Source organism: Dyadobacter sp. CECT 9275, from assembly GCF_907164905.1.
In the GTDB taxonomy this organism is placed as follows: domain Bacteria; phylum Bacteroidota; class Bacteroidia; order Cytophagales; family Spirosomataceae; genus Dyadobacter; species Dyadobacter helix.
This window is the reverse complement of the sequence record NZ_CAJRAF010000002.1, coordinates 34,185-54,475: the sequence shown is the minus strand read 5'-3', so window position 1 is coordinate 54,475 and position 20,291 is coordinate 34,185. Positions and strand designations below refer to the sequence as shown.

Below are 20,291 nucleotides of genomic sequence, written 5' to 3'. Positions count from 1 at the left end.
AACTTTTTTGAGATATTATTTAGTTATTCCGAGTGCCTGGTGGATGTAGTTTTGACAAAAAAATCAGAACTACAAATGAAAAACAGAAAGGTACTGGTATGGTCTGTCGCTGTCGCGCTTGGCGGATTTCTCTTTGGATTCGATACGGCCGTTATCTCGGGCGCGGAAAAAGCCATTCAACTCGTATGGGATCTGTCGGCGGTTGAACACGGCTTCACAGTCTCTATCGCACTGATCGGTACGGTAATCGGTGCAATGCTGGGCGGGATTCCGGCAGACAAACTGGGAAGAAAAACGACCTTGTTCTGGATTGCGGTATTATATCTGCTGTCTTCACTTGGCTCTGCGCTCGCAACGGACTGGTATGTATTCCTATTTTTTCGTTTCATTGGTGGCCTTGGTGTGGGCGCTTCTTCCGTGGCCGCGCCGATGTACATCTCCGAAATTTCGCCAGCCGGGTCAAGAGGAAAAATGGTCGGGTTGTTTCAGTTCAATGTAGTCTTCGGGATCCTGATCGCCTATTTTTCCAATTACTTCATGCAGGATATGGGCGATAATGCCTGGCGCTGGATGCTGGGAGTCCAGGCGGTCCCGTCTCTGATTTTCCTGCTGGCCATCCTTTATGTGCCCGAAAGCCCGCGCTGGCTGGTTATGAAAAAGGCCGATGTAACGCAGGCCAAGGAAATTCTCAACGTCATCGACGCTGATACCAGTGAAGAAACGTTGCTCGCCATCCAGAACGCCAACGATGAAGCCAAAGGAAAGCCATCTGCCCGTTTGTTTTCCGCCAACTATAAAACACCCGTCACGCTGGCGGTTCTGTTTGCGGTCTTCAACCAGGTTTCGGGTATCAACGCCATCATTTATTATAGTCCACGCATTTTTGAAATGACTGGTCTGGGGGCAAAAGCTGCGTTTTTGTCTTCTGCCGGCATCGGTTTTGTCAATTTCGCCTTCACACTACTGGCCATCAATTTCATCGACCGTTTTGGCCGACGTACGCTGATGGCCATTGGCTCCGTAGGTGTCATCGTCACACTCGGATTGGTTGCCAGGGCATTTTTTGTACAGGATTTCACAGGCGTACCCGTTTTTCTTTTCGTTTACATCGCATTTTTTGCATTCTCCCAGGGCGCAGTAATATGGGTTTTTATCTCCGAGATTTTCCCAAACGAAGTGCGTGCCAACGGCCAGGCGCTGGGGAGTTTCACACATTGGTTCATGGCTGCGATCATCGCCTTCTCATTCCCTATCATTTCAGAATACCTCGGTGGCGGAATCACCTTCTCGTTTTTTACCGTGATGATGATTTTGCAACTCATTTTCGTGTGGCGCGTCATGCCCGAAACCAAGGGAACGTCACTGGAACGGCCCGAGAAAATAATGGTGCTCCATTAATGATGGGCTGTTGGCGAGTTGTCTACCGTTATGCCGAAGCGGGAATGTATTGTAAATGAATTCAGTAATAGTGCATTCTAAAAAAACCACGATAAAGTCACTTTCGCTATTTATCTCAATATATATGAAACCTAAAATAACTGTTTTCGGAGAGATGCTTTGGGATATGCTGCCTTCGGGCAAACAACCCGGGGGAGCACCGATGAATGTAGCCATTCACCTCAAAAACTTTGGCATGAATCCCGCCTTCATCAGTCGTGTCGGTGACGACGACCTGGGCGTTGAGTTGATGGAATATCTTCACACAAAGGGTCTTGATACGAATTTCATTCAAACGGGAATCACGCATCTGACCGGAATTGTGAAAGTTAACCTGACCGACAAAACCGAAGTTACTTATAAAATCGTGCAGCCCGTTGCCTGGGACTACATCCAGGCAACCCCTGAAAACAAGCGGCTTGTCATGGATTCCGATGTGTTCGTATATGGCACACTGTCAGTTCGCAGTCAGCAATCCCGGGAGACCCTTTTTGAATTACTGAAAGACGCCAAACTAAAAGTGTTCGACGTGAACATACGTCCTCCGCATTTAGAAAGGGCAGCCACCGAGCATTTGATGCTTCAGGCTGATGTTGTCAAAGTGAATGAGCATGAGCTCCATACGGTTTGCAGCTGGTTTGGCATACAACCCGAACTGGAAACCCAAATGAAGTTTTTATATGAGCGCTTCAATCTTCAACTGGTTTGTGTAACCCTCGGCGCCGAGGGAGCTATGGTTCTTTCCCATGACGGTTTCCATAAACAAGCAGGATATGAGGTTGAGGTGCAGGACACCATCGGGAGCGGAGACTCATTCCTGGCGATGTTTCTGAAAGAATATATTTTGGGCTCCACCATCGCTTCCGCACTCAAAAAAGCATGTGCAGTTGGTGCACTGGTCGCCTCTCACCGGGGCGCAACGCCCAACATTTCCGAATCAGAACTCGATCATTTTCTTACCGTTAACCAATAATTTCATGAACAAAAGATTACTATTGATGGCGTTTGCCATCCTGACCAGTATACAGCTGGTATGGGCGCAAAGCAAAGTTTCGGTTTCCGGAACTGTAAAAGCGACGGACGGAGAAATCCTCCCGGGCGTGAGTATCCTGGAAAAGGGAACAACCAACGGAGCAGTGAGTGATGCCACGGGCAAATATGCGATTTCGGTAAGTTCATCTGCTACACTGGTGTTTTCCTATGTGGGTATGGTCGCCAAAGAAATGCCTGTCGGGAATCAATCCATTGTGGATGTCACGCTGGAATACGACCAGAAAAGTTTGAATGAAGTAGTTGTTGTAGGTTATACCAGCTCGAAAAAGGAAGATTTAACCGGGGCGATCGCGATTGTGGATATGGCACCGCTTAAAAATATCAGTTCCGGTAACCCTATGCAGGCACTTCAGGGCCGTGTTCCGGGGCTGTACATTGAAAAAACAGGCTCTCCGAATGGTGCCAATTCGCGCATCCTGATCCGGGGAGCAAATACACTGGGCAACACAGATCCGTTGTATATCATTGACGGTGTTCCGACCAAACGCCCAGAGGTTTTCCAGGGATTGAACCCCAATTCCATTGAATCCGTGCAGGTGCTGAAAGACGCTTCGGCCTCATCGATTTATGGTTCAAGAGCTTCCAATGGTGTCATTATCGTAACTACCAAAAACGGTTCCAATGCCAATGGAAAGATCACCATTGACTTCAACACGAGCCTGTCGGCGCAATCTGAAAAGTATGCACGATTCAAGATGCTCAATGCTGTTGACCGCGGTCGTGCGCTTTGGCAGGCTTCCGTAAACGATGGCGTAAATCCGGAGGATGGCTACGGTGCGCTATACAAGTTTGACTGGAATAAAAACTTTACTAATCCTGTGCTGAACAGTGTTTCGGTACAGCCTCTTGTTGGTGGAAATGCCAACATGCCCGCCGGCAATACCAACTGGCAAAAGGAACTGTATAAAACCGGGATCGTCACCAACAACGAACTCACGATTTCGGGAGGTAATAAAACCTCTTCGCTGCAGATTAACCTGGGTTATTACAAAAATACGGGCATGCTCAGATACACCAATTACGACAAGCTGAGCGGGCGTATCAATGCACTCACGAGCGCTTTCGACGGAAAGCTTAAAATTGGCGCCAATATGCAGATGGCCTCATCCAATGAAAGGCTGGCGTCCACAGACATTGGCGGCGCCGCTACCACAGGCCTTGCGGTTACTATGGCTCCCACCATTCCGGTTTATGCAAAAGACGGCACCTGGGGCGGCGGGATCGGCTCGGGCTATTCGGATAGAAACAACCCGTTGCACATGCAGGAAATAAATAAATGGGACAATACGCACCGTGTTACACTGTTTGGTAACGTCTTTGCTGAAATTGAACCAGTTAAAAATCTGTTTCTGCGCACAAGTCTGGGGATGGACAATGCAAGTTATTATTTCAAAAATATAGAGCAGTCTTTTGAAGAAGGCTCATTCGGTCGCTCTAACAACAGCCTGACCATAGACCAGAATCGCTATTTAAGCGCAACGTGGTCTAACACGGTCCGGTACAATTTCGAAGTCGGCCAACACCATTTCAAGCTGTTGGGTGGGGTTGAAGCAATCAAAAATGACCTGAATTTTGAAACAGCACGAAAAGAAGGATTTGCGCAGCAGACAAAAGATTACTTTGTATTGAATGCAGGAACCGGAAATTCCAATATTACCGGAACGGGCTCGGGAAGCAGATTGCTTTCACAATTTGCGAGGGTCGACTACGGTTTCTCAGACAGGTACCTGGCCGCCCTGACGATCCGGCGGGATGGTTCCTCGCGCTTCGGAAAAGAAAATGCCTATGGAATATTCCCGGCGGCATCGGTTGGCTGGCGCATAGACAAGGAAGCCTTTATGCAAAACTTCAAATCGGTGAGCAGCCTCAAACTGCGTGCGGGTGTGGGCCGTGTGGGTAACCAGGAAATCGGGGACCTTGCACGATTTGGCCTGTATGATACGCGCTATGGTACCCGCCGCTCTCAGTTTCCCGACGGGCACAACAGTTTCTTCGATCAGTTTTACAACATCGGCACGGCCTACGATCTGAATGGTGCAAATACGGGTAATCTCCCCTCGGGCATTGTGTCGATACAGGGAGCTAATCCGAACCTGAAATGGGAAACGACTGATGAAGCGAATTTTGGTGTTGATTTCGGCCTTTTTAACGGAAGCATTCAAGGATCGCTGGATTATTTCACCCGGAAAACCAGTGATATATTGATTACGCCGCCCATCGCATCCGCTGTGGGCGAGGGACAGTTGAAAGTGGTAAACGGCGCGCAAAAATCCAATAATGGTTTCGAATTTTCGGTCGGATATTATGCAAAACCCAAAGGTGACTTTACTTACAATGTGATGGCCGGTGTGAGCAGATTCCGTGACAAAATCACGGTTTTACCCGAGGAGGTACGGGCTGCATATCCCGGAAATGTAACACAGAGTATTCTGGGTCACTCGCAGTTTGACCTGTTTGGTTACAAAACCGCCGGACTTTTCCAGAGTAAACAGGAAGTTGACGCCGCTCCGACGCAGGTGGGTGCAGGACCCGGCCGCATCCGTTATGTAGACAGCAACGGAGATGGTAAAATCGACGACCTTGACCGCGTATTTTTTGGAACGACATTGCCAGCTTTCGAATACAATGTAAAAATCGAGGCATTTTACAAAAACTTTGACCTTTCCATATTTGGCTCAGGCGTTGCCGGCAGATCCGGTTTCGATGCTTACACCTTTTACAACAATTTTGTAAGAGGCCGTGAAAACGCAGGGCCTGGTGTATTTAATGCCTGGACGCCACAAAACACAGGTTCCAGAATTCCGGCTTTGTCTCTTTCTGATGCAAACAATGAAACCCGTGCTTCCGATTATTTTAACGTGAACACATCTTATTTCAAATTAAGAAACGTGCAGCTGGGTTACGCAATTGATTCAAAAGCTATTGAGAAGATTAGGCTGCAAAGATTGCGTGTGTACGTGATGGCGGAAAATCTGTTCCTGATCAAATCCAGACAGTTTGCCGGTCCGGATCCTGAACGTGTGGATGTTAATGCAATTCCGATTCCCAGGACATTTACGGTTGGTTTAAATGTTTCATTTTAACTTTTTGACAGAACTCCAATGAAAACAAAATTCATATATAACATTTTACTGGCTGGCGGGCTGCTTTCCGCTACATCCTGCAACGATTATCTGGATTATCAGCCGAAAGGACTTTTGTCTTCTGATAATACCAGGTCGGCTTCCAGTGCCGAAGCCCTGGCGACAGCCGCCTATGCCGGGATTGGTAACGATGAAATGATTGGCCCCATGACGAGCATGTGGATATACGGCAGCGTACGCTCCGATGACGCCTACAAAGGAGGCGGCGGCGTTTCGGATGTGGCCGAAATTGACTTTTACGAACATTACAATCTCACAAGGCCGGATCTGGGTTCGATGCATCCGTACACCTGGGAAAATTTTTATAAAGCGATCAGCCGTGCCAATGCGGCGCTCACCAGTATCAACGCGCTCAACGAAACTGAGTTTCCCTTAAAGAAAATCCGTACCGCCGAAATGCGTTTTTTACGCGCGCATTCGCACTTTATGCTTAAAATGCTTTTCAAAAACGTTCCTTACATCACCGAAAACCTGACCAGTGAGGAAATACTGAAAACCTCTAACACGGCGCTGACCAATGATCAGCTATGGAATAGGATTGCAGAAGATTTTCAGTTTGCGATAGACAATCTGCCTGCCAAACAAACCCAGCTGGGACGTGCAAACAAAATTTCGGCTTCTGCCTACCTTGCAAAACTGAGGCTGTATCAGGCCTACGAACAGGATGACACGCACAAGGTGGTTAACATCAATAAAACCCGTTTGCAGGAAGTGGTGACACTTACCCAACAGGTGATTTCATCCGGACAATACAGCTTGCAACCCGATTTTGCAGAGAACTTTATCGCTGAAACGGAAAACGGCCCCGAATCCATTTTTGCTATCCAGTACTCCATCAATGACGGAACGGCTGTCGGCCGACTGAGCTATGTGACTGGCCTGAATTATCCGCACGGCGCACCTCAATATGGCTGCTGCGGCTTCCACCAACCCAGCCAGAACCTTGCCAATGCTTACAGGACAAGCGCGGATGGATTACCTCTTTTCGATACGTTTAACGATAAGAACGTAGATTTCGCAACCGAAACCGTAGATCCGCGCGTGGATCATACCATTGGCTTAGACGGGCACCCCTACAAATACGACGCCACCAAGCCATTCAGCAATAGCTGGATACGTGATCCGGGTGTTTATGGTTTTTTTCACACCATGAAGGAACAGCAACTGGCGACCAGTGCGTCATATCACAAAGAAGGCCCTTTTATTGGCTCATCCAAAAATATTGACATTCTGCGATACGACGACGTTTTGTTAATGCAGGCCGAAGCGTATATCGAACTTGGACAGCAGGCGCAGGCGCTGCCACTGATCAATCAAATCAGAAAAAGAGCAGCAAACAGTACTGGCAGATTAAAAAAGACAGACGGAACGTTTGCTTCCAGATACAATATCAAGGAATATTCAGCTACGGGCTGGACGCAGGATTATGCCCGTAAAGCGTTGCAGTGGGAACGTCGCCTGGAATTTGCAACGGAAAGTCCCCGGTTTTTTGATCTGGTGCGATGGGGCATTGCCGAAAAGACTCTGAACGCGTATCTTGAGAAGGAAAAGCTCAGACGTCCGTTTTTGTCCACCGCAAAATTCACGGCCGGGCGGGATGAGTACCTCCCAATCCCACAGCGGGAAATCAGTTTCACCAAGGGATTGTATAAACAAAATCCGGGATTTTAAGTTTAGCTTTCAGCTATGGGCCGTCGGCAGTTGGCCAGGTTAAGAAGGCCGATTGCCGGCAGCCAAAAAAATAAACTCAATCATGAAAAAAACAATCACTTGCCTGTTTCTTATCGCTTTATTCACGGGATTACAAGCTTTGGCTCAGGACTTCCGGGAAAAGTACCGCCCGCAGTTTCATTTTACCCCAAGGGCCAATTGGATGAACGATCCGAACGGTATGGTTTATCACAATGGAATTTACCATCTGTTTTATCAGTACTACCCCGATGACAAGATATGGGGACCCATGCATTGGGGACATGCGACGAGCAGGGATATGGTTTCGTGGAAAGAGCAACCTATCGCTTTGTATCCCGATAGCCTGGGCTATATCTTTTCAGGGAGTGCGGTCGTGGACAAAAACAATACGGCGGGGTTTGGGAAAGATGCTCTGGTGGCCATTTTTACACACCACGACCCGGTTCAGGAAAAGCTCAAAACGGGAAAACATGAGACGCAAAGCATCGCTTACAGTTTGGATGATGGTAAAACCTGGACAAAATATAAAGGAAACCCGGTCCTGAAAAATCCAGGCATCAGTGATTTTAGAGATCCCAAGGTGAGCTGGTATGAGCCAGCAAAAAAATGGATCATGACGTTAGCCACAAAGGATCGAGTCACTTTCTATTCATCCGCCGATCTAAAAGCATGGTCGCGCGAAAGTGATTTTGGTGCAACGGACGGCGGGCATGGAGGCGTGTGGGAATGTCCTGACCTGTTTCCAATCATGCATGAAGGAAAGCAGGTTTGGGTTTTGATTGTAAACATCAATCCCGGTGGCCCCAACAAAGGGTCCGCAGGCCAGTATTTTCTGGGAGACTTTGATGGGAAAACCTTTACGTCCAATTCAAAGGAAACAAAATGGCTGGATTTTGGCACCGACAATTATGCAGCTGTGACTTTCTCAAATACCGCAGACCGGAAAATCCTGATGGGCTGGATGAGCAACTGGCAATATGCCAATCAGGTCCCGACACATCCCTGGCGAAGCGCCAATACGGTCGCCCGGGAATTGGGTCTGAAAACCGTAGGAAAAGAAATTTACCTTACTTCGCTTCTCGTAAAAGAATTGTCCATATTGAACACCACATATTTTTCATTGAAAAACGTGAGCGTTAAAAACCAGCTGGACCTGACCAATCAAACCAAGAATAAAACAGGACTGTTCAGGTTGGACTTAAAAACGGGCAGCACGGCAGATTTTTCAATCGTATTGGCAAATGAAGCCGGTAATGAGCTTATCCTGGGATATAGCAAGGCCGAAAATCAATACTACATTGACCGTTCAAAATCTGGCAAAACTGACTTTGAGAAAGGCTTTGGAGCGAAACATATTGCTCCAAGGTTTGCGACGGAAAAAAATGTTTCCCTGACCTTGATAGCTGATGCGGCTTCCGTAGAGCTCTTTGCGGACAACGGATTAACAGTGGTGACTGACATTTTCTTTCCGGAAAAACCAATGACACATCTCCTTATCAAATCTGGGTCCGGCATCATCATCGATACTTTAAACTACCGGGTTCTGAAACCCTCGGAAAAGTAATTGAAAAGAACATCTGCTAATTACCCGCGCAGTTCGCCTGCAAGAGACATGCGTGAAAACCATTTTCCCTGTCCAGTTGACATCGACCCAGGCCATGTAAAAACGCCATTTGTCACAAGTTTCAAAATTAACCCCACTGCCACCCAGAATATATTTTTCATCCACTTCTTATCGGTACACGGTGAGCTGAAATTTTCACTCAGTTTCTTACTGGTTGAAAATTTCAGCATATATCAGATTCTCTTACTATTCCAAAGAGGCACGATTTCGGAAAATATTGTCTGATTAACCCATTTGTATTTTCATAAGTGAATGCAAAGATTTAGATTCGATGTAAGCAAAAAGCGGTTTCATACGTCATACTCCCTGTCCTTTTGCTAAAAGTAAAGCGCGCGGTTTGTAATGACAAATGTGAGGGCGAATCTGCGGCGACAGTTGCCGGAAAGGCCAGATTCCAACCTCCTTTTCAGCTGATCTGAAAGCGCAGCTGCTCTTCGGTTAACAAAATCGGATCGGTCATGATTTTTTGCAGCTCGGCATCGGAAGCTGCCCTGAATGAACGAACGAACTGGTCCAGTTGTCCGGTGCTGGCTGGAATGAAGGCTGCGGCATTTCGCTTTGCATTTCCCTGAAACTTTTCAATGATGGGCTGCATCAGCGTATTGTAGTTATTGCAGGCCAACGGCAGGTCGCCGGGCGTTTGACCAACGAAGTGGGCCAACGCTTTGGCTCCATAGATGGACATGGACGCCCCCATGCCCGACAGCGCCGTAGGACAGTAACCGACATCACCCAGCAAAACCAGCGGGCCGCTGACCAGGTTCGGGGCGCTGACCATGCCCATTTTGTCCACGAACATCAACCCGTTTGCTGCGAACCGGTGAAGCAGGTCCTGCACATCCTGGCTGTATTCCTGAAAGGACCTTTCCAGCAGCTCCGTTGCATTCAGGCCGGCGGCCGGTAACTCGCCCTGGTGATGAATGTAGCATTGGATGGCAATCTCGTCCGGGCCAATCGGATAAATAGAAAGCATCTTGTGGACATCCATGTAGATCTTGAACGAACCGACCGTATATCCATGAGCATATTTCAGCTTCCCGCCCATATAGAGCGTACTGAAATCTTCCAGTTTACAACCCTCAAAGTACCGTTCCCTGGTGGGAGAACGCAGGCCTTCCGCAACAATGACCAGATCCGCCATAAGCTCACTGCCGTCCGACAGCGTAACCAGCGTCGCTTCTTCGTGGCGCACGAGCCGGTGGATCGTTGTCTGAAACCGCACCGGTACAGTGTCTTTGATGTCTTCGAACAACACGTGATGCAAACCGCCCCGGGAGATCAGCACGGACCGCTCTGTATTCCGGCTCATCTTTTCATAACTGATATGCTGAATGACCTGGTCATTTGCTTCCAGGAAAGTGGCGTATTCCGACGGCGACGACTCCCGTAAAAGGTTGCCGGTCAACCCAAGCTCATCCATGATCCTCACGCCGAAGCTTTTGAGCGAGAGCAGAAACCCTGCCTTGCTGAAAGCAGGCGCCTTGTCGATCAATGTTACCTGATGCCCCTGTGCGGAGAGCAATTTTGCCGCCGTTAACCCGGCAATACCACCCCCTGATATCAGCATGTTCTTTTTCATTGTTATTGGTTTTAAATGTTTGACAATGCAAACTTATTCCTACTTTAAGGGATAAAATAGCCCGTCAAGAAGTAATAATAGTCCAAAAAAATGCCTGACCAGGAAAACAAGAATCAGATGCTCTATTGGGCCGCCAGGATGGGTATCCCGGTTTCGGCATTCGGTGAAGGGTTACAATCCCTCCGGCTGCATGAAGTCCGGATCATTGATCTGCTCCCCGAAATGCTGATCATGGTCCGCTCGGTCGTGGCGGATAAAACGCTTTCCTACCGCAGGAAATCCATTGATATCATTGACAGAGGCCTGTTAATTTCATTTCAGAACATCATCAGCCGGGCTTCGGATCAGCCGATGGCGGGTAACAGGCATCCTCAGGAGCAGCCTCACGTGCAGATTACGCCCCTGCACCTGGAAAGCGAGGTGCTGTTTCCTGCGGGCATCACCATTCGTCAGATCAGTATTTTAATCGGCCTGGATTACCTAAAAAATTTCCTTGGTAAAGATCATCGTACATTTGAATACCTGTTTCATCAGGAAAAAACGCTGCTGATCGAAGAGTTTATGTCGCCCCAGATGGCGACCGTGGTCAATGAGGTTGTTCATGGCTCTTCCGCCATCACACTTCCCGAAGCCTATTACAAACTGAAATCCCTTGAACTGCTCTATTTGCTCTTCACCAATTTGGCCCACCGGCAGGCGGTGCCACACCAGCATCTGCGGCATGAGGAAATAGAGGCCGTATACCGGGTACGGGATCGGATCGCATCCTCGCTGGACAAGCCCTGGGCACAGGATGACCTGGTAAAACTCAGTGGTATGAATACCATCAGGCTCCGGAAACTTTTCACCCAGGTATTCGGCAAAGGGCTTTATGAGTACCATCAATTTCTGCGCATGCAGGAAGCGGCAAGGCTTCTGCAACAAGAGCATTTGTCGGTATCCGAGACGGGGTACCGGCTGGGGTTTACCAATTTGAGCCACTTCGGAAGGTTATTCGAGCGCCACTTCGGAACGACGCCCAAAAAGTGGAGCGCCGGTTCGTTCAGCTGAAAACACCGCGACCGGCTCCGGGAGGCCTGAACCCGGTGACGGACCGGACGCGATACCGCTTACCTGGAAGCGCAATTTCCGGACCGCAACGCATTGCAAAACCTGTTTTTTACCATTTACCAAACCGAGTCGCGGCTGGTAAGCCCGATTTTTGCATAGCAAAAATCGGCGTGGCACAGACCAACTGAATGGGGTGCCAGAGGTGGAGCAGCCATCGCGGGCGAGGCAGCAGGCTCATTCGCAAACGAACCGCCGACGCCGTTATTCAGCAAAAATGAACGATGATGCATACAGACAGAAACAGATGGAAGCGTATCCGCTGAACAAGCTGGCTCGATTGCTGGAACCCGGGCCGTTAGTGCTGGTCACCACTGGCCACCAGGACAACAGTAACATCATGACAATGGGCTTTCACATGATGGTTCAGCATGACCCGCCGTTAATCGCATTCGTCATGGGGCCATGGGACTTCAGCCATAAGGCGCTGGTAGAGACCGGAACGTGTGTGATAGCTATCCCCGGAGCTGATTTGATGGAGAAAGCCGTGGATATCGGGAATTGCAGCGGAGCGGAAACAGACAAGTTCAAACGGTTTAATCTGGACCCTCTCGACGCCGAAATTGTCGGCGCGCCGCTCATTAAACAATGTCTGGCCAACATCGAATGCCGGGTTGTCGATACACAGTTGTCAGAAAAATACAACCTTTTTGTGGTCGAGGCAGTAAGGGCCTGGGTCAACAGGAGCAGGAAAGAACAGCGCATCTTTCATCATAAAGGCGACGGCACTTTCAGCCTGGATGGCCGTACCATCGATATGAAGGCCAGGATGACCAAATGGAAGGAGATCACAGCGTAACCTTCTGCTAACCAGGTAGCATACACCAGCCTCCCCGTGTTTTTGGTGTATGCTACTTTGGGCTACAAACCCCGGCTCCACAGCGACTAGGATGCATTCAAAAGCTGGGGAACCTGGTCGGGCCGTTTTCGGTACTGATCCCCCCATTGATTTCAGCTTTGATTGTCTCCTTGTCGAACCCGGCAATCAGCTTTGCAGACATCTCAACCGCCTCTTGATAAAAGTCAGAACTACCTATAAGCTTTTTGGTAATATCCACAAACTCCGGTGTGGATGAGGCTTTCAGATACGGAGCTTGAAACAGGCTGGTATATTCGGCAATGTCCCTGAACACCACCGGCAAACCAGCGGCGGCGGCTTCCAAAGGTGCCAGCGGACAATTTTCCTGGTATGACGGAAATAAGAAAATGTCGGCAGCGGCATACATGGACGGCATGTCGTCCAGCTCAAGCAGCCCCGTAAAAAATACATTGGAGGGGGCATTCTCGATTCTTTGGTTGATACGCGCGATGCCTTCTGTAAACAGCCCCATGGGACGCCCGCCGACCCACACAAACCTGGAATCCGGCATTGAAATTGCCATATCGATAAAATCTTCGACACCCTTGCGTTGTTGCAGCTGCCCCACACCTATGATTAAATGCTGGCCATCAGCCACACCCAATTGTAACCGTCCCCTATTCCTTTTTTCATCCGAGCCCGACCAGATTTCCCTGATAACGGGGTTGGGTATACGTACGATTTTTGAGGTGACGCCCAGCGCCCTGATTTCCTTTTCGACGGTGGGAGAAATAGCGATCACCACGTCGGCATAAGCATACGCCATTTTGAGATATCGCCGAGTGAGGGGCAGCAGCAGCTTCCAGAAGGGGATCGCCCCCCGGCTCGAATCAGGGATTACATGGGCGGTCAGAATTCGCCTGCCTTTATAGTTGCGTCCCTTCCAAAAATAGTAGGGCCCGTACGTATGTGAATGAAAAACATGACCGCTACCTCTTTCATTAACGCAGATCGCCATGGTCGTGTCTTCCTTCATTAACCGCGTCAGTTCCACAAAAGCCGTATGAACCCCTTGTCCGCGTGTGAAGTACTCGGTTTCCGAAACCATGTGTATCCTGAGTGTTTTATCCAGCTGGTAAGCAGCCCTTTCCGATTCCCTTGCTTTGTTTTTGAAGAACCGAATGATCTGAAAACCGATGTATAGGACCGTAAGCACCAACACCACGGCCAGGAAGCCTTCCAGGATGGCTGAAAATTTGTCTAACATCAGACTGGTTTGTGCCCCCATCATTTTTCCGAAAATGATGTAAGGAGCGCACACAGCCAAAGAAGACAACAGCGCGATCGGAATGTAGCTGCGGGGATTCAAACGTATGAGCCCCGCCATACAGGACGTATAGCCGCGGACAAAGGGCGTGATCCTGAGGATAAACAATTTTACTGTTCCGCCCTCAACAACCTTGATCCGAAGCCTGTCCAGCACAGACGTGGATACGGGTAGCCATCCGGGCTTTTTTGCCAACAGGTAAGAACCAAAAAAATAGAAAATACAATACAACGAAAGCGTTCCCAGAAAATCGGCGAACACGGTCACCCCGATCAACAGCTGTAAATCGAGCATTCCGGCGTAAGCCAGATAGCCCGAGAATAACATCAGTAGTTCATTGGGGACAAATGTAGGTACGCCCGTTTCCTGCAAATAAACCAAAATAAAAATTCCCAGGTAACCATAAGCAATGATGAACTGGCCCAGTTGTGGCTCCATAAATTTATCGGATAAGCATTGAAATATTTATACGACAATATTATTCAACACGTACGAGACGAGAGAGCAGATTGTAACGAAGCAGAACAAAGATGCTATAAAACGTAGATTTTCCGGAATGAAATAACCGCGGGAAAACAGGCAAAGCCCGGACCTAATTTGAGTCAGTGAACCGGCATGAGTCAGAATGCAAATCAGCCACGAATTGACGGCCTGTCATGGCACGTCAACTCGTGGCTAACCTCTGCAATTTGGGGTTCTGACAATTACAGCTTACTTATTGAGCCAGGACTTAAACGATTGCGCCCTTTCTTTACTTACGATAATACCGGCAGAAACCAGCGGCTCGGTAAAAACTTTCAGCTTTCCGTTAAAATAATTGTGAACACTTTTTATCGCAGAAAAAGAGACTATATACTGCCTGTTTAACCTGAAAAAAAGCGTCGGGTCAACCAATTTTTCCAATTCGTCTAGCGTATGATCAAGCATGTATCTCCTGTTGCTGTTCGTATATAAAAAGGAAATCTTATCCTCAAAACTAAAATAGGACACTTCCGAAATGGGGATAGGAATAAATTTATCCCCAAGCTTCACCAGGAACCTGTTTTTAAAGTCCGGCCTTGGTTCCTCGTTTCCCTGCCTGGTCACCAGCAACGATGCTATGACTTCCTTCATATTTTGGTGGGGGCGTATCAGGGAATGAAATTTTTTCAGCGCATCGGCAAGCAGCGGCAATTCAATCGGCTTTAACAAATAGTCGATACTGTTGACTTTAAACGCCTTGATGGCAAACTCGTCGTAGGCAGTCGTGAAGATAATGGGCACTTTGATTTCAACATGCTCAAATATTTCAAATGACTGTCCGTCAGCAAGCATGATGTCCATAAAGATCAGCTCCGGATGTGCAAACTCGCCGAACCAGAGAACGGCATCTTCGATGCTGTCAACCACCGAGACAACTTCGATAGACGGATCCACTTCATGCAGCAAATTTTGCAACCTTCTTGCCGCAACCGCCTCATCTTCAATAATTAATACCTTCATAAATTATCATGATCAAAAATAAGGGGGAGCATCACGCTAAAATGGGTTTTGGTCACATGCACCTCTACCAATTTGCTGGTTAATAACATATAACGATTCATTATATTCTGCAATCCGATATTGGTTGATTCAACACCCGACGTCTTCCTCTGAAGGTTATTGGTGACCATAATAAACCCTGCAATGGTACTGATGGTAATTGTGAGCGGCTTGCGTTTTGAAACAATGTTGTGTTTCAGCGCATTTTCAACCAGCATCTGCAAAGTAAGCGGGATAACCTGAATGTGGTCCCATTGATCCGGCAGATTATATTTAATCTGCAAATTTTCACCAAAGCGCATTTGGTACAAAAAAATATAATCTTTCAGGAATTGCAGTTCCGTTGTAAGGTTAATGACATTTTTTTCATGCTGGCTTAACACATACCGGTATACATTCGAAAGTTTTTGAATGTGCATGACCGACAAATCCGGATTCTCAGGCACAAGCGTCATCAGTACGTTCAGGCTATTAAAAAGAAAATGCGGACTGATCTGGTTTTTCAGCAATTCAAACTGGGACATCAGATTTTCCTTTTTGAGTCTTTCGGCTTCCAGCATACTCTTCTCATACAATCCAAAAAAATAGATACACTCGTAGATAACCGTTATAAGGCCCAGCAACAACAGACTTTTTACTACAAAACTCTGGTATTCCATCAGAAAAGTGTCCTGGCTACCGGCTCCTCCGGATGGAAAGTAGGGATTTATTAATGCCAGAAAGAAACTTACAACGAGTATCACCAGCGCAAAAACGATAATCTGAATGTACACCCTCTTTCTTGTATCCTGAAGATATGGATAGCGGTTCTGCACGTAAATAAAAATCACACGGTGAATCTCCCAATATAAGGCTACATAAATGATATACTTGATTATTTTGGAGTATACATTCTCAGGTGACAAATCATTACTGAGAAAAACAAGCATAACCGCTACCGCAGGAATACCCATTAGTCTGAGCCATACGTTATTCGATGCACTTCTTTCCATTCCTGGTAGCAAATTGGTCGAGGCTTTTGTTTTTTGTGGACTTACCATGTATCTCATTGATACACTTTACCTGTTTCAAGAACGATATTTACCCTAGCGAACGATTCGGACATTTTTTCCACCGCTTCCTCAATCTGCTCAAACGTATGGGTAGCCATGAGCGAGAATCGGATCAATGCACAGTCTGACGGAACGGCGGGTGACACAACCGGATTCACAAATATCCGTCTTTTATGTAAAATATCGGTTATCAGAAACGCTTTTTCGCTATCGCGGATGTATACCGGAATAATGGGGCTTTCGGTACGCCCAATATCAAACCCCTTCTCCAAAAGCAGCTTCCTGGCATACCTGGTATTGTCCCAGAGCCGGTCAATCCGCTCTGGCTCGGCTTCGACGATCGCAAGTGCTGCAATAACGCTGGCCACGCAGGATGGCGGCATACTGGCGCTGAAAACCAGCGAACGGGCCTTGTGTTTGATAAATTCAATCGTTTCCCTGTCGCCAGCCACGAAGCCACCCAAAGAGGCAAACGACTTGCTAAAAGTGCCCATAATGAGGTCAACTTTGTCGGTCAGGTTGAAATGGGAGGCAGCACCAGCGCCGTTAAGACCGATCACCCCTAAGCTATGCGCATCGTCTATCATGATGTTGGCGCCAAATTCTTCGGCCAGTGCGGTCATTTCGGGTAGCCGGACAATGTCGCCTTCCATACTAAAAATGCCATCAGCTATGATCAGCTTGGCCGAATCCCGTGGCAGCATGCTTAACTTTCGCCGCAGATCGTCCATGTCATTGTGCGCATATTTGATCTTGCGCGAGAAAGAAAGGCGGCTACCGTCAATGATTGACGCATGGTCATACTCATCCAGAATCAGGTAATCATTTCTGTCGAGCAGGCAGGATATCGCCCCGAGATTTGCCTGAAAACCCGTGCTAAAAAGCACGCTGGCTTCTTTACCCACGTAGGCAGCGAGCTTTTGTTCCAGTTCGAGGTGCAAATCCAGCGTGCCGTTCAAAAACCGGGACCCGGCGCAGCCAGTACCGTACTGATCAATCGCCTTTTTGGCAGCCTCTTTAATGGCCGGATGGTTCGTCAGTCCCAGATAAGAGTTTGATCCAAACATCAGCATTTCCTCCCCGTCAATCATAACCCGGGTATCCTGTGCAGAACTGATCGATCTGAAATATGGATATATACCCTGGCCGATCAAAATGTTCGCATCCTGAAATGCCGCTGTCCTTGCCTTCATTTTCTTTTGCATTGTTCAATTGGTTTTATGTAAATGAGATCGATTAAGAAGGATCCGTTTACTTCCGGATCAAAACTCGGGTGTGAAACTGAACCTCACGCCGATGGGGGCAACGCCCGGATGATTGAGGTAATTAAATCTCTTAACTACACTGACTCTAAGTATTTTAAAAATATTTCCAATACCTACACCCGCTTCCAGGTAAGGTGTTTTCCCCATTGCATAAGTAGCCGGGACCGCGTTTGTGTCGAGCGGAAACTGGTAAAGATCTTTATTATAAAGCGGGTTATTTTCCCTTCTGAGACCGCCAAAAAGTATTTTGAAAGAAAGGTATTCGCGCAGGTTCAGTCTTTGCACAGCCGGAATCTTATTCAAAAAGAAACCCTCGAAACTATGCGTTACATTGAGGCCTGCATAATGATCTGCGACAAATTCCAGAAAGTTCATCATGTTATAGGCATTCTTTTCGTACAGGTAAGTCTGATTGGCAGGAAGAATATTCAGAAACGGAAATGGAACCTGCCCCATAACTGCGCCGCCATGAAGGGTTATATCACTAAATCCGAATTGTGAGAGGTAAAAGCGCTTAAATACACTTCCGCTCAGGTTCACATAGCTGCGCGGCCGCTGGGCATCCGCAATCATACCAAAATTGGCCTGAGCAGACAGGATCGGATATTTGCCGGCAATAGTCCGGCGGTGCATCATTCCCTGGAAAATACGTTCGTGCGGTGCATAACGCAGTCCTATTCCTATTTCGGTGGCGGTTACCTGACGGATGGGCCTGTCCGGCCGAAACGCCGCCTGGTAAACCAGCCCTCCGGCTGGCTGCTGATTCCAGTTCTTAAACATCAAACTGTACGAAAGGTGATTTTCCAGTTCTTTGAGATAATCCAGCCTGAAAATTTTATTATACAGCCACAAATTATTCGTTCCCCTTCTGATCGAGGCCAGCGGGCTCTGCGATTTATCAATCAGGAAATTTTGTCCGGGAATATCGGTGTCGTACTGGTAACTTACTTTGAAATAATTATTGGGATATTGTGAGGGGGCCTTTTGATTAAAAGAATAAACGCCACTCAGGTAATACTTTAATTGCCTGTCCTTAAAGCCGTATGCGGTATACCCTTCCAGATAAATGGATTTATTGAGCAAAGGGGTTGTTCTGCCGCCTACTCTGAGGCGGGAGCCTTCTACGAGATTGTAGGAGTAAAGCGCATCGACGGGGCCAGCCTGAAATTTGCCAAAATCACCGTAACCGCCTGCTACCAGCGTGCTAAACCAAATGAACCTTTTAAAAGAGGGCATCTTTTTCAGGCTGTCGATATTGGAATATACTTTTTGCTGCTGGACTGTGAGTGTATCGGCCCGGTACTTGAAATAATCTGCCCCTGCCCTGACCGGCTCGATTGCCAGCCGCTGGCTCTTGCCTTCATAAAATGATGCGGGCATGGGAACTCCCGACTTATAATGCTGAAAAAATATCGTACGCTGTCCATATACGCCGCCCTTTTTATCTTTCGTCAAACCGAAATTTGCTTTCACATCGCTTTTGACCAGATAATACCGGCTATCGGGATCTCGCCGGAAGTCCTGGTGTACCTGCAATGACCGGATAAAATTCAGATTAACATCCTTGTTGACGTTCAGGTCTGCCGATACGATGGAATAATTCCCGTCCAGGGTAACGAGCAGCTTTCCCTCAAAAAGCATATCGCCCTTATTCCTGGGCAAAAAGCTGATTTCAACTACATTTCCGCTTCCTGTTTGAAGGGTATCTGTGATAAAAAACTTGTAGAGGACCGGCGCATGGTCGGCAATCGGACTTAAAAACTGGCTGGTCATAATGAATATATTATTCGCATAAATATCCACATGGCTATACAGCCGGTTCAAATAAATGTCGAGGCCGGCCGAATCCAGGAAACTGCTGAAATTCACCTGCTTTTGCGCCTGCAAAACGCTGACCGATTTCCCCGGATTCGCACGATTGTAAAATTTATATGATTTTTCACTCATGTATAAGGGCAGAGCAGATTGCTTTTTGCCGTCAATAACCTGGGTGGTATCAAGCAAAAAGCGGTACTTTTTGAACGCCCTGCTAGTCAAAAAACGATCAGAAAGCTCCACCATTGAGAAAGCAATTCTTTCATACTGATCATATTGAAGGTAATCCGCATTTTGCATGCGGTTCCTGTCCTTGTGATCGATCACCTGCCGGATCAGTTCGACCGCAGGATTGTCTTTATTTTTGTAGCGGTGCCTTTTGCCGGATTTAATGACAATTTCGTCGAGCTGGGTCTGGCTGCTTTCAAGGTAAACCGTCATGCCGAGCTGTTTCCCCGGCACAATCATTTGGCTTTCGGGCTTATAGCCAAGCGAGGAAAACGTAATCTGATGATCCTCGCCGGTTATCTTTATCACAAATTTCCCCTGTTCGTCAGAACTTGTTCCATACTTACTCTTTACCAAAACAACACTCGCAAATGGCACCGGCTGGCCCGTGGCGATATCCAGTATTTGTCCGCTCACCGTGGTTCCGCCCGTTCCCTTTTGCAAAGTATCGTTTTTATCGCGCCATTTGGTTTCCAATCCCGGTTGATCTGGAAACGTTTCCGTATGTTGCTGGGCCTGGCCGATACGGACGATGGATAAAAAGGCCAGGAGAAAAAGACTTCGGAAGGGCCGCATGATTTTGGTTTCTACGATTTTAACCCGAAGAAATAGCAATGCCCTGAGTGGTTATGCCTATGTGATTTCGAAG

Annotated in this window: 13 protein-coding genes; 7 read left to right on the top strand and 6 right to left on the bottom strand. The window is 47.7% G+C overall.

The genetic code is table 11. The features are described 5' to 3' along the window. Positions 1–75 precede the first annotated feature (75 nt). The 5 genes from KOE27_RS08365 to KOE27_RS08345 all read left to right on the top strand — a co-directional run bounded on the left by KOE27_RS08365 (position 76) and on the right by KOE27_RS08345 (position 8,889). Positions 76–1,398 (top strand): sugar porter family MFS transporter, encoded by a 1,323-nt coding sequence (locus KOE27_RS08365; RefSeq protein ID WP_215238450.1) that lies wholly within the window; start codon positions 76–78, stop codon positions 1,396–1,398. A gap of 124 nt (positions 1,399–1,522) precedes the next feature. Continuing rightward, positions 1,523–2,410, top strand: coding sequence for a carbohydrate kinase family protein (locus KOE27_RS08360; RefSeq protein ID WP_215238449.1), 888 nt, complete (start codon positions 1,523–1,525; stop codon positions 2,408–2,410). Between the two features lie 4 nt (positions 2,411–2,414). Then, positions 2,415–5,573 carry a SusC/RagA family TonB-linked outer membrane protein gene (locus tag KOE27_RS08355; protein ID WP_215238448.1) on the top strand — a complete coding sequence of 1,053 codons (3,159 nt, stop codon included), beginning with the start codon at positions 2,415–2,417 and terminating at the stop codon, positions 5,571–5,573. An 18-nt stretch (positions 5,574–5,591) separates the two neighbouring features. Then, positions 5,592–7,304 (top strand): RagB/SusD family nutrient uptake outer membrane protein, encoded by a 1,713-nt coding sequence (locus KOE27_RS08350; RefSeq protein ID WP_215238447.1) that lies wholly within the window; start codon positions 5,592–5,594, stop codon positions 7,302–7,304. An 82-nt stretch (positions 7,305–7,386) separates the two neighbouring features. Continuing rightward, a complete protein-coding gene (locus KOE27_RS08345; protein ID WP_215238446.1) occupies positions 7,387–8,889 on the top strand; it encodes a glycoside hydrolase family 32 protein in 1,503 nt (500 codons plus the stop codon). A 466-nt stretch (positions 8,890–9,355) separates the two neighbouring features. Here the strand turns inward: KOE27_RS08345 and KOE27_RS08340 are convergent, their stop codons facing one another. After that, positions 9,356–10,528: an FAD-dependent oxidoreductase gene (locus tag KOE27_RS08340; RefSeq protein WP_215238445.1), complete on the bottom strand. Its 1,173-nt coding sequence runs from the start codon at positions 10,526–10,528 to the stop codon at positions 9,356–9,358. A gap of 90 nt (positions 10,529–10,618) precedes the next feature. Between KOE27_RS08340 and KOE27_RS08335 the strand changes: the two genes are divergently transcribed. Together KOE27_RS08335 and KOE27_RS08330 are read left to right on the top strand one after the other, a co-directional pair. Continuing rightward, complete coding sequence (locus KOE27_RS08335; protein WP_215238444.1) at positions 10,619–11,578, top strand: helix-turn-helix transcriptional regulator; 960 nt, start codon at positions 10,619–10,621, stop codon at positions 11,576–11,578. A gap of 151 nt (positions 11,579–11,729) precedes the next feature. Beyond that, the gene (locus KOE27_RS08330) at positions 11,730–12,434 is read left to right on the top strand and encodes a flavin reductase family protein (RefSeq protein WP_229252706.1); all 705 of its coding nucleotides are present in this window, start codon (positions 11,730–11,732) and stop codon (positions 12,432–12,434) included. A 97-nt stretch (positions 12,435–12,531) separates the two neighbouring features. Here KOE27_RS08330 and KOE27_RS08325 read toward each other — a convergent pair whose 3' ends face one another. The 5 genes from KOE27_RS08325 to KOE27_RS08305 form a co-directional block, all read right to left on the bottom strand. After that, complete coding sequence (locus KOE27_RS08325) at positions 12,532–14,199, bottom strand: glycosyltransferase (protein ID WP_215238443.1); 1,668 nt, start codon at positions 14,197–14,199, stop codon at positions 12,532–12,534. A 273-nt stretch (positions 14,200–14,472) separates the two neighbouring features. Then, positions 14,473–15,243, bottom strand: a complete 771-nt coding sequence (locus KOE27_RS08320; RefSeq protein ID WP_215238442.1) for a LytR/AlgR family response regulator transcription factor — start codon at positions 15,241–15,243, stop codon at positions 14,473–14,475. Then, positions 15,240–16,274, bottom strand: coding sequence for a sensor histidine kinase (locus KOE27_RS08315; protein ID WP_215238441.1), 1,035 nt, complete (start codon positions 16,272–16,274; stop codon positions 15,240–15,242). Before KOE27_RS08315 ends, KOE27_RS08320 begins: the two co-directional genes overlap by 4 nt. A gap of 53 nt (positions 16,275–16,327) precedes the next feature. Beyond that, entirely contained in the window at positions 16,328–17,539 is a 1,212-nt protein-coding gene (gene spt, locus KOE27_RS08310) for a serine palmitoyltransferase (RefSeq protein WP_215238440.1), read from the bottom strand. A gap of 57 nt (positions 17,540–17,596) precedes the next feature. Next, complete coding sequence (locus KOE27_RS08305; protein ID WP_215238439.1) at positions 17,597–20,218, bottom strand: DUF5686 and carboxypeptidase-like regulatory domain-containing protein; 2,622 nt, start codon at positions 20,216–20,218, stop codon at positions 17,597–17,599. Between the last annotated feature and the right edge of the window lie 73 nt (positions 20,219–20,291).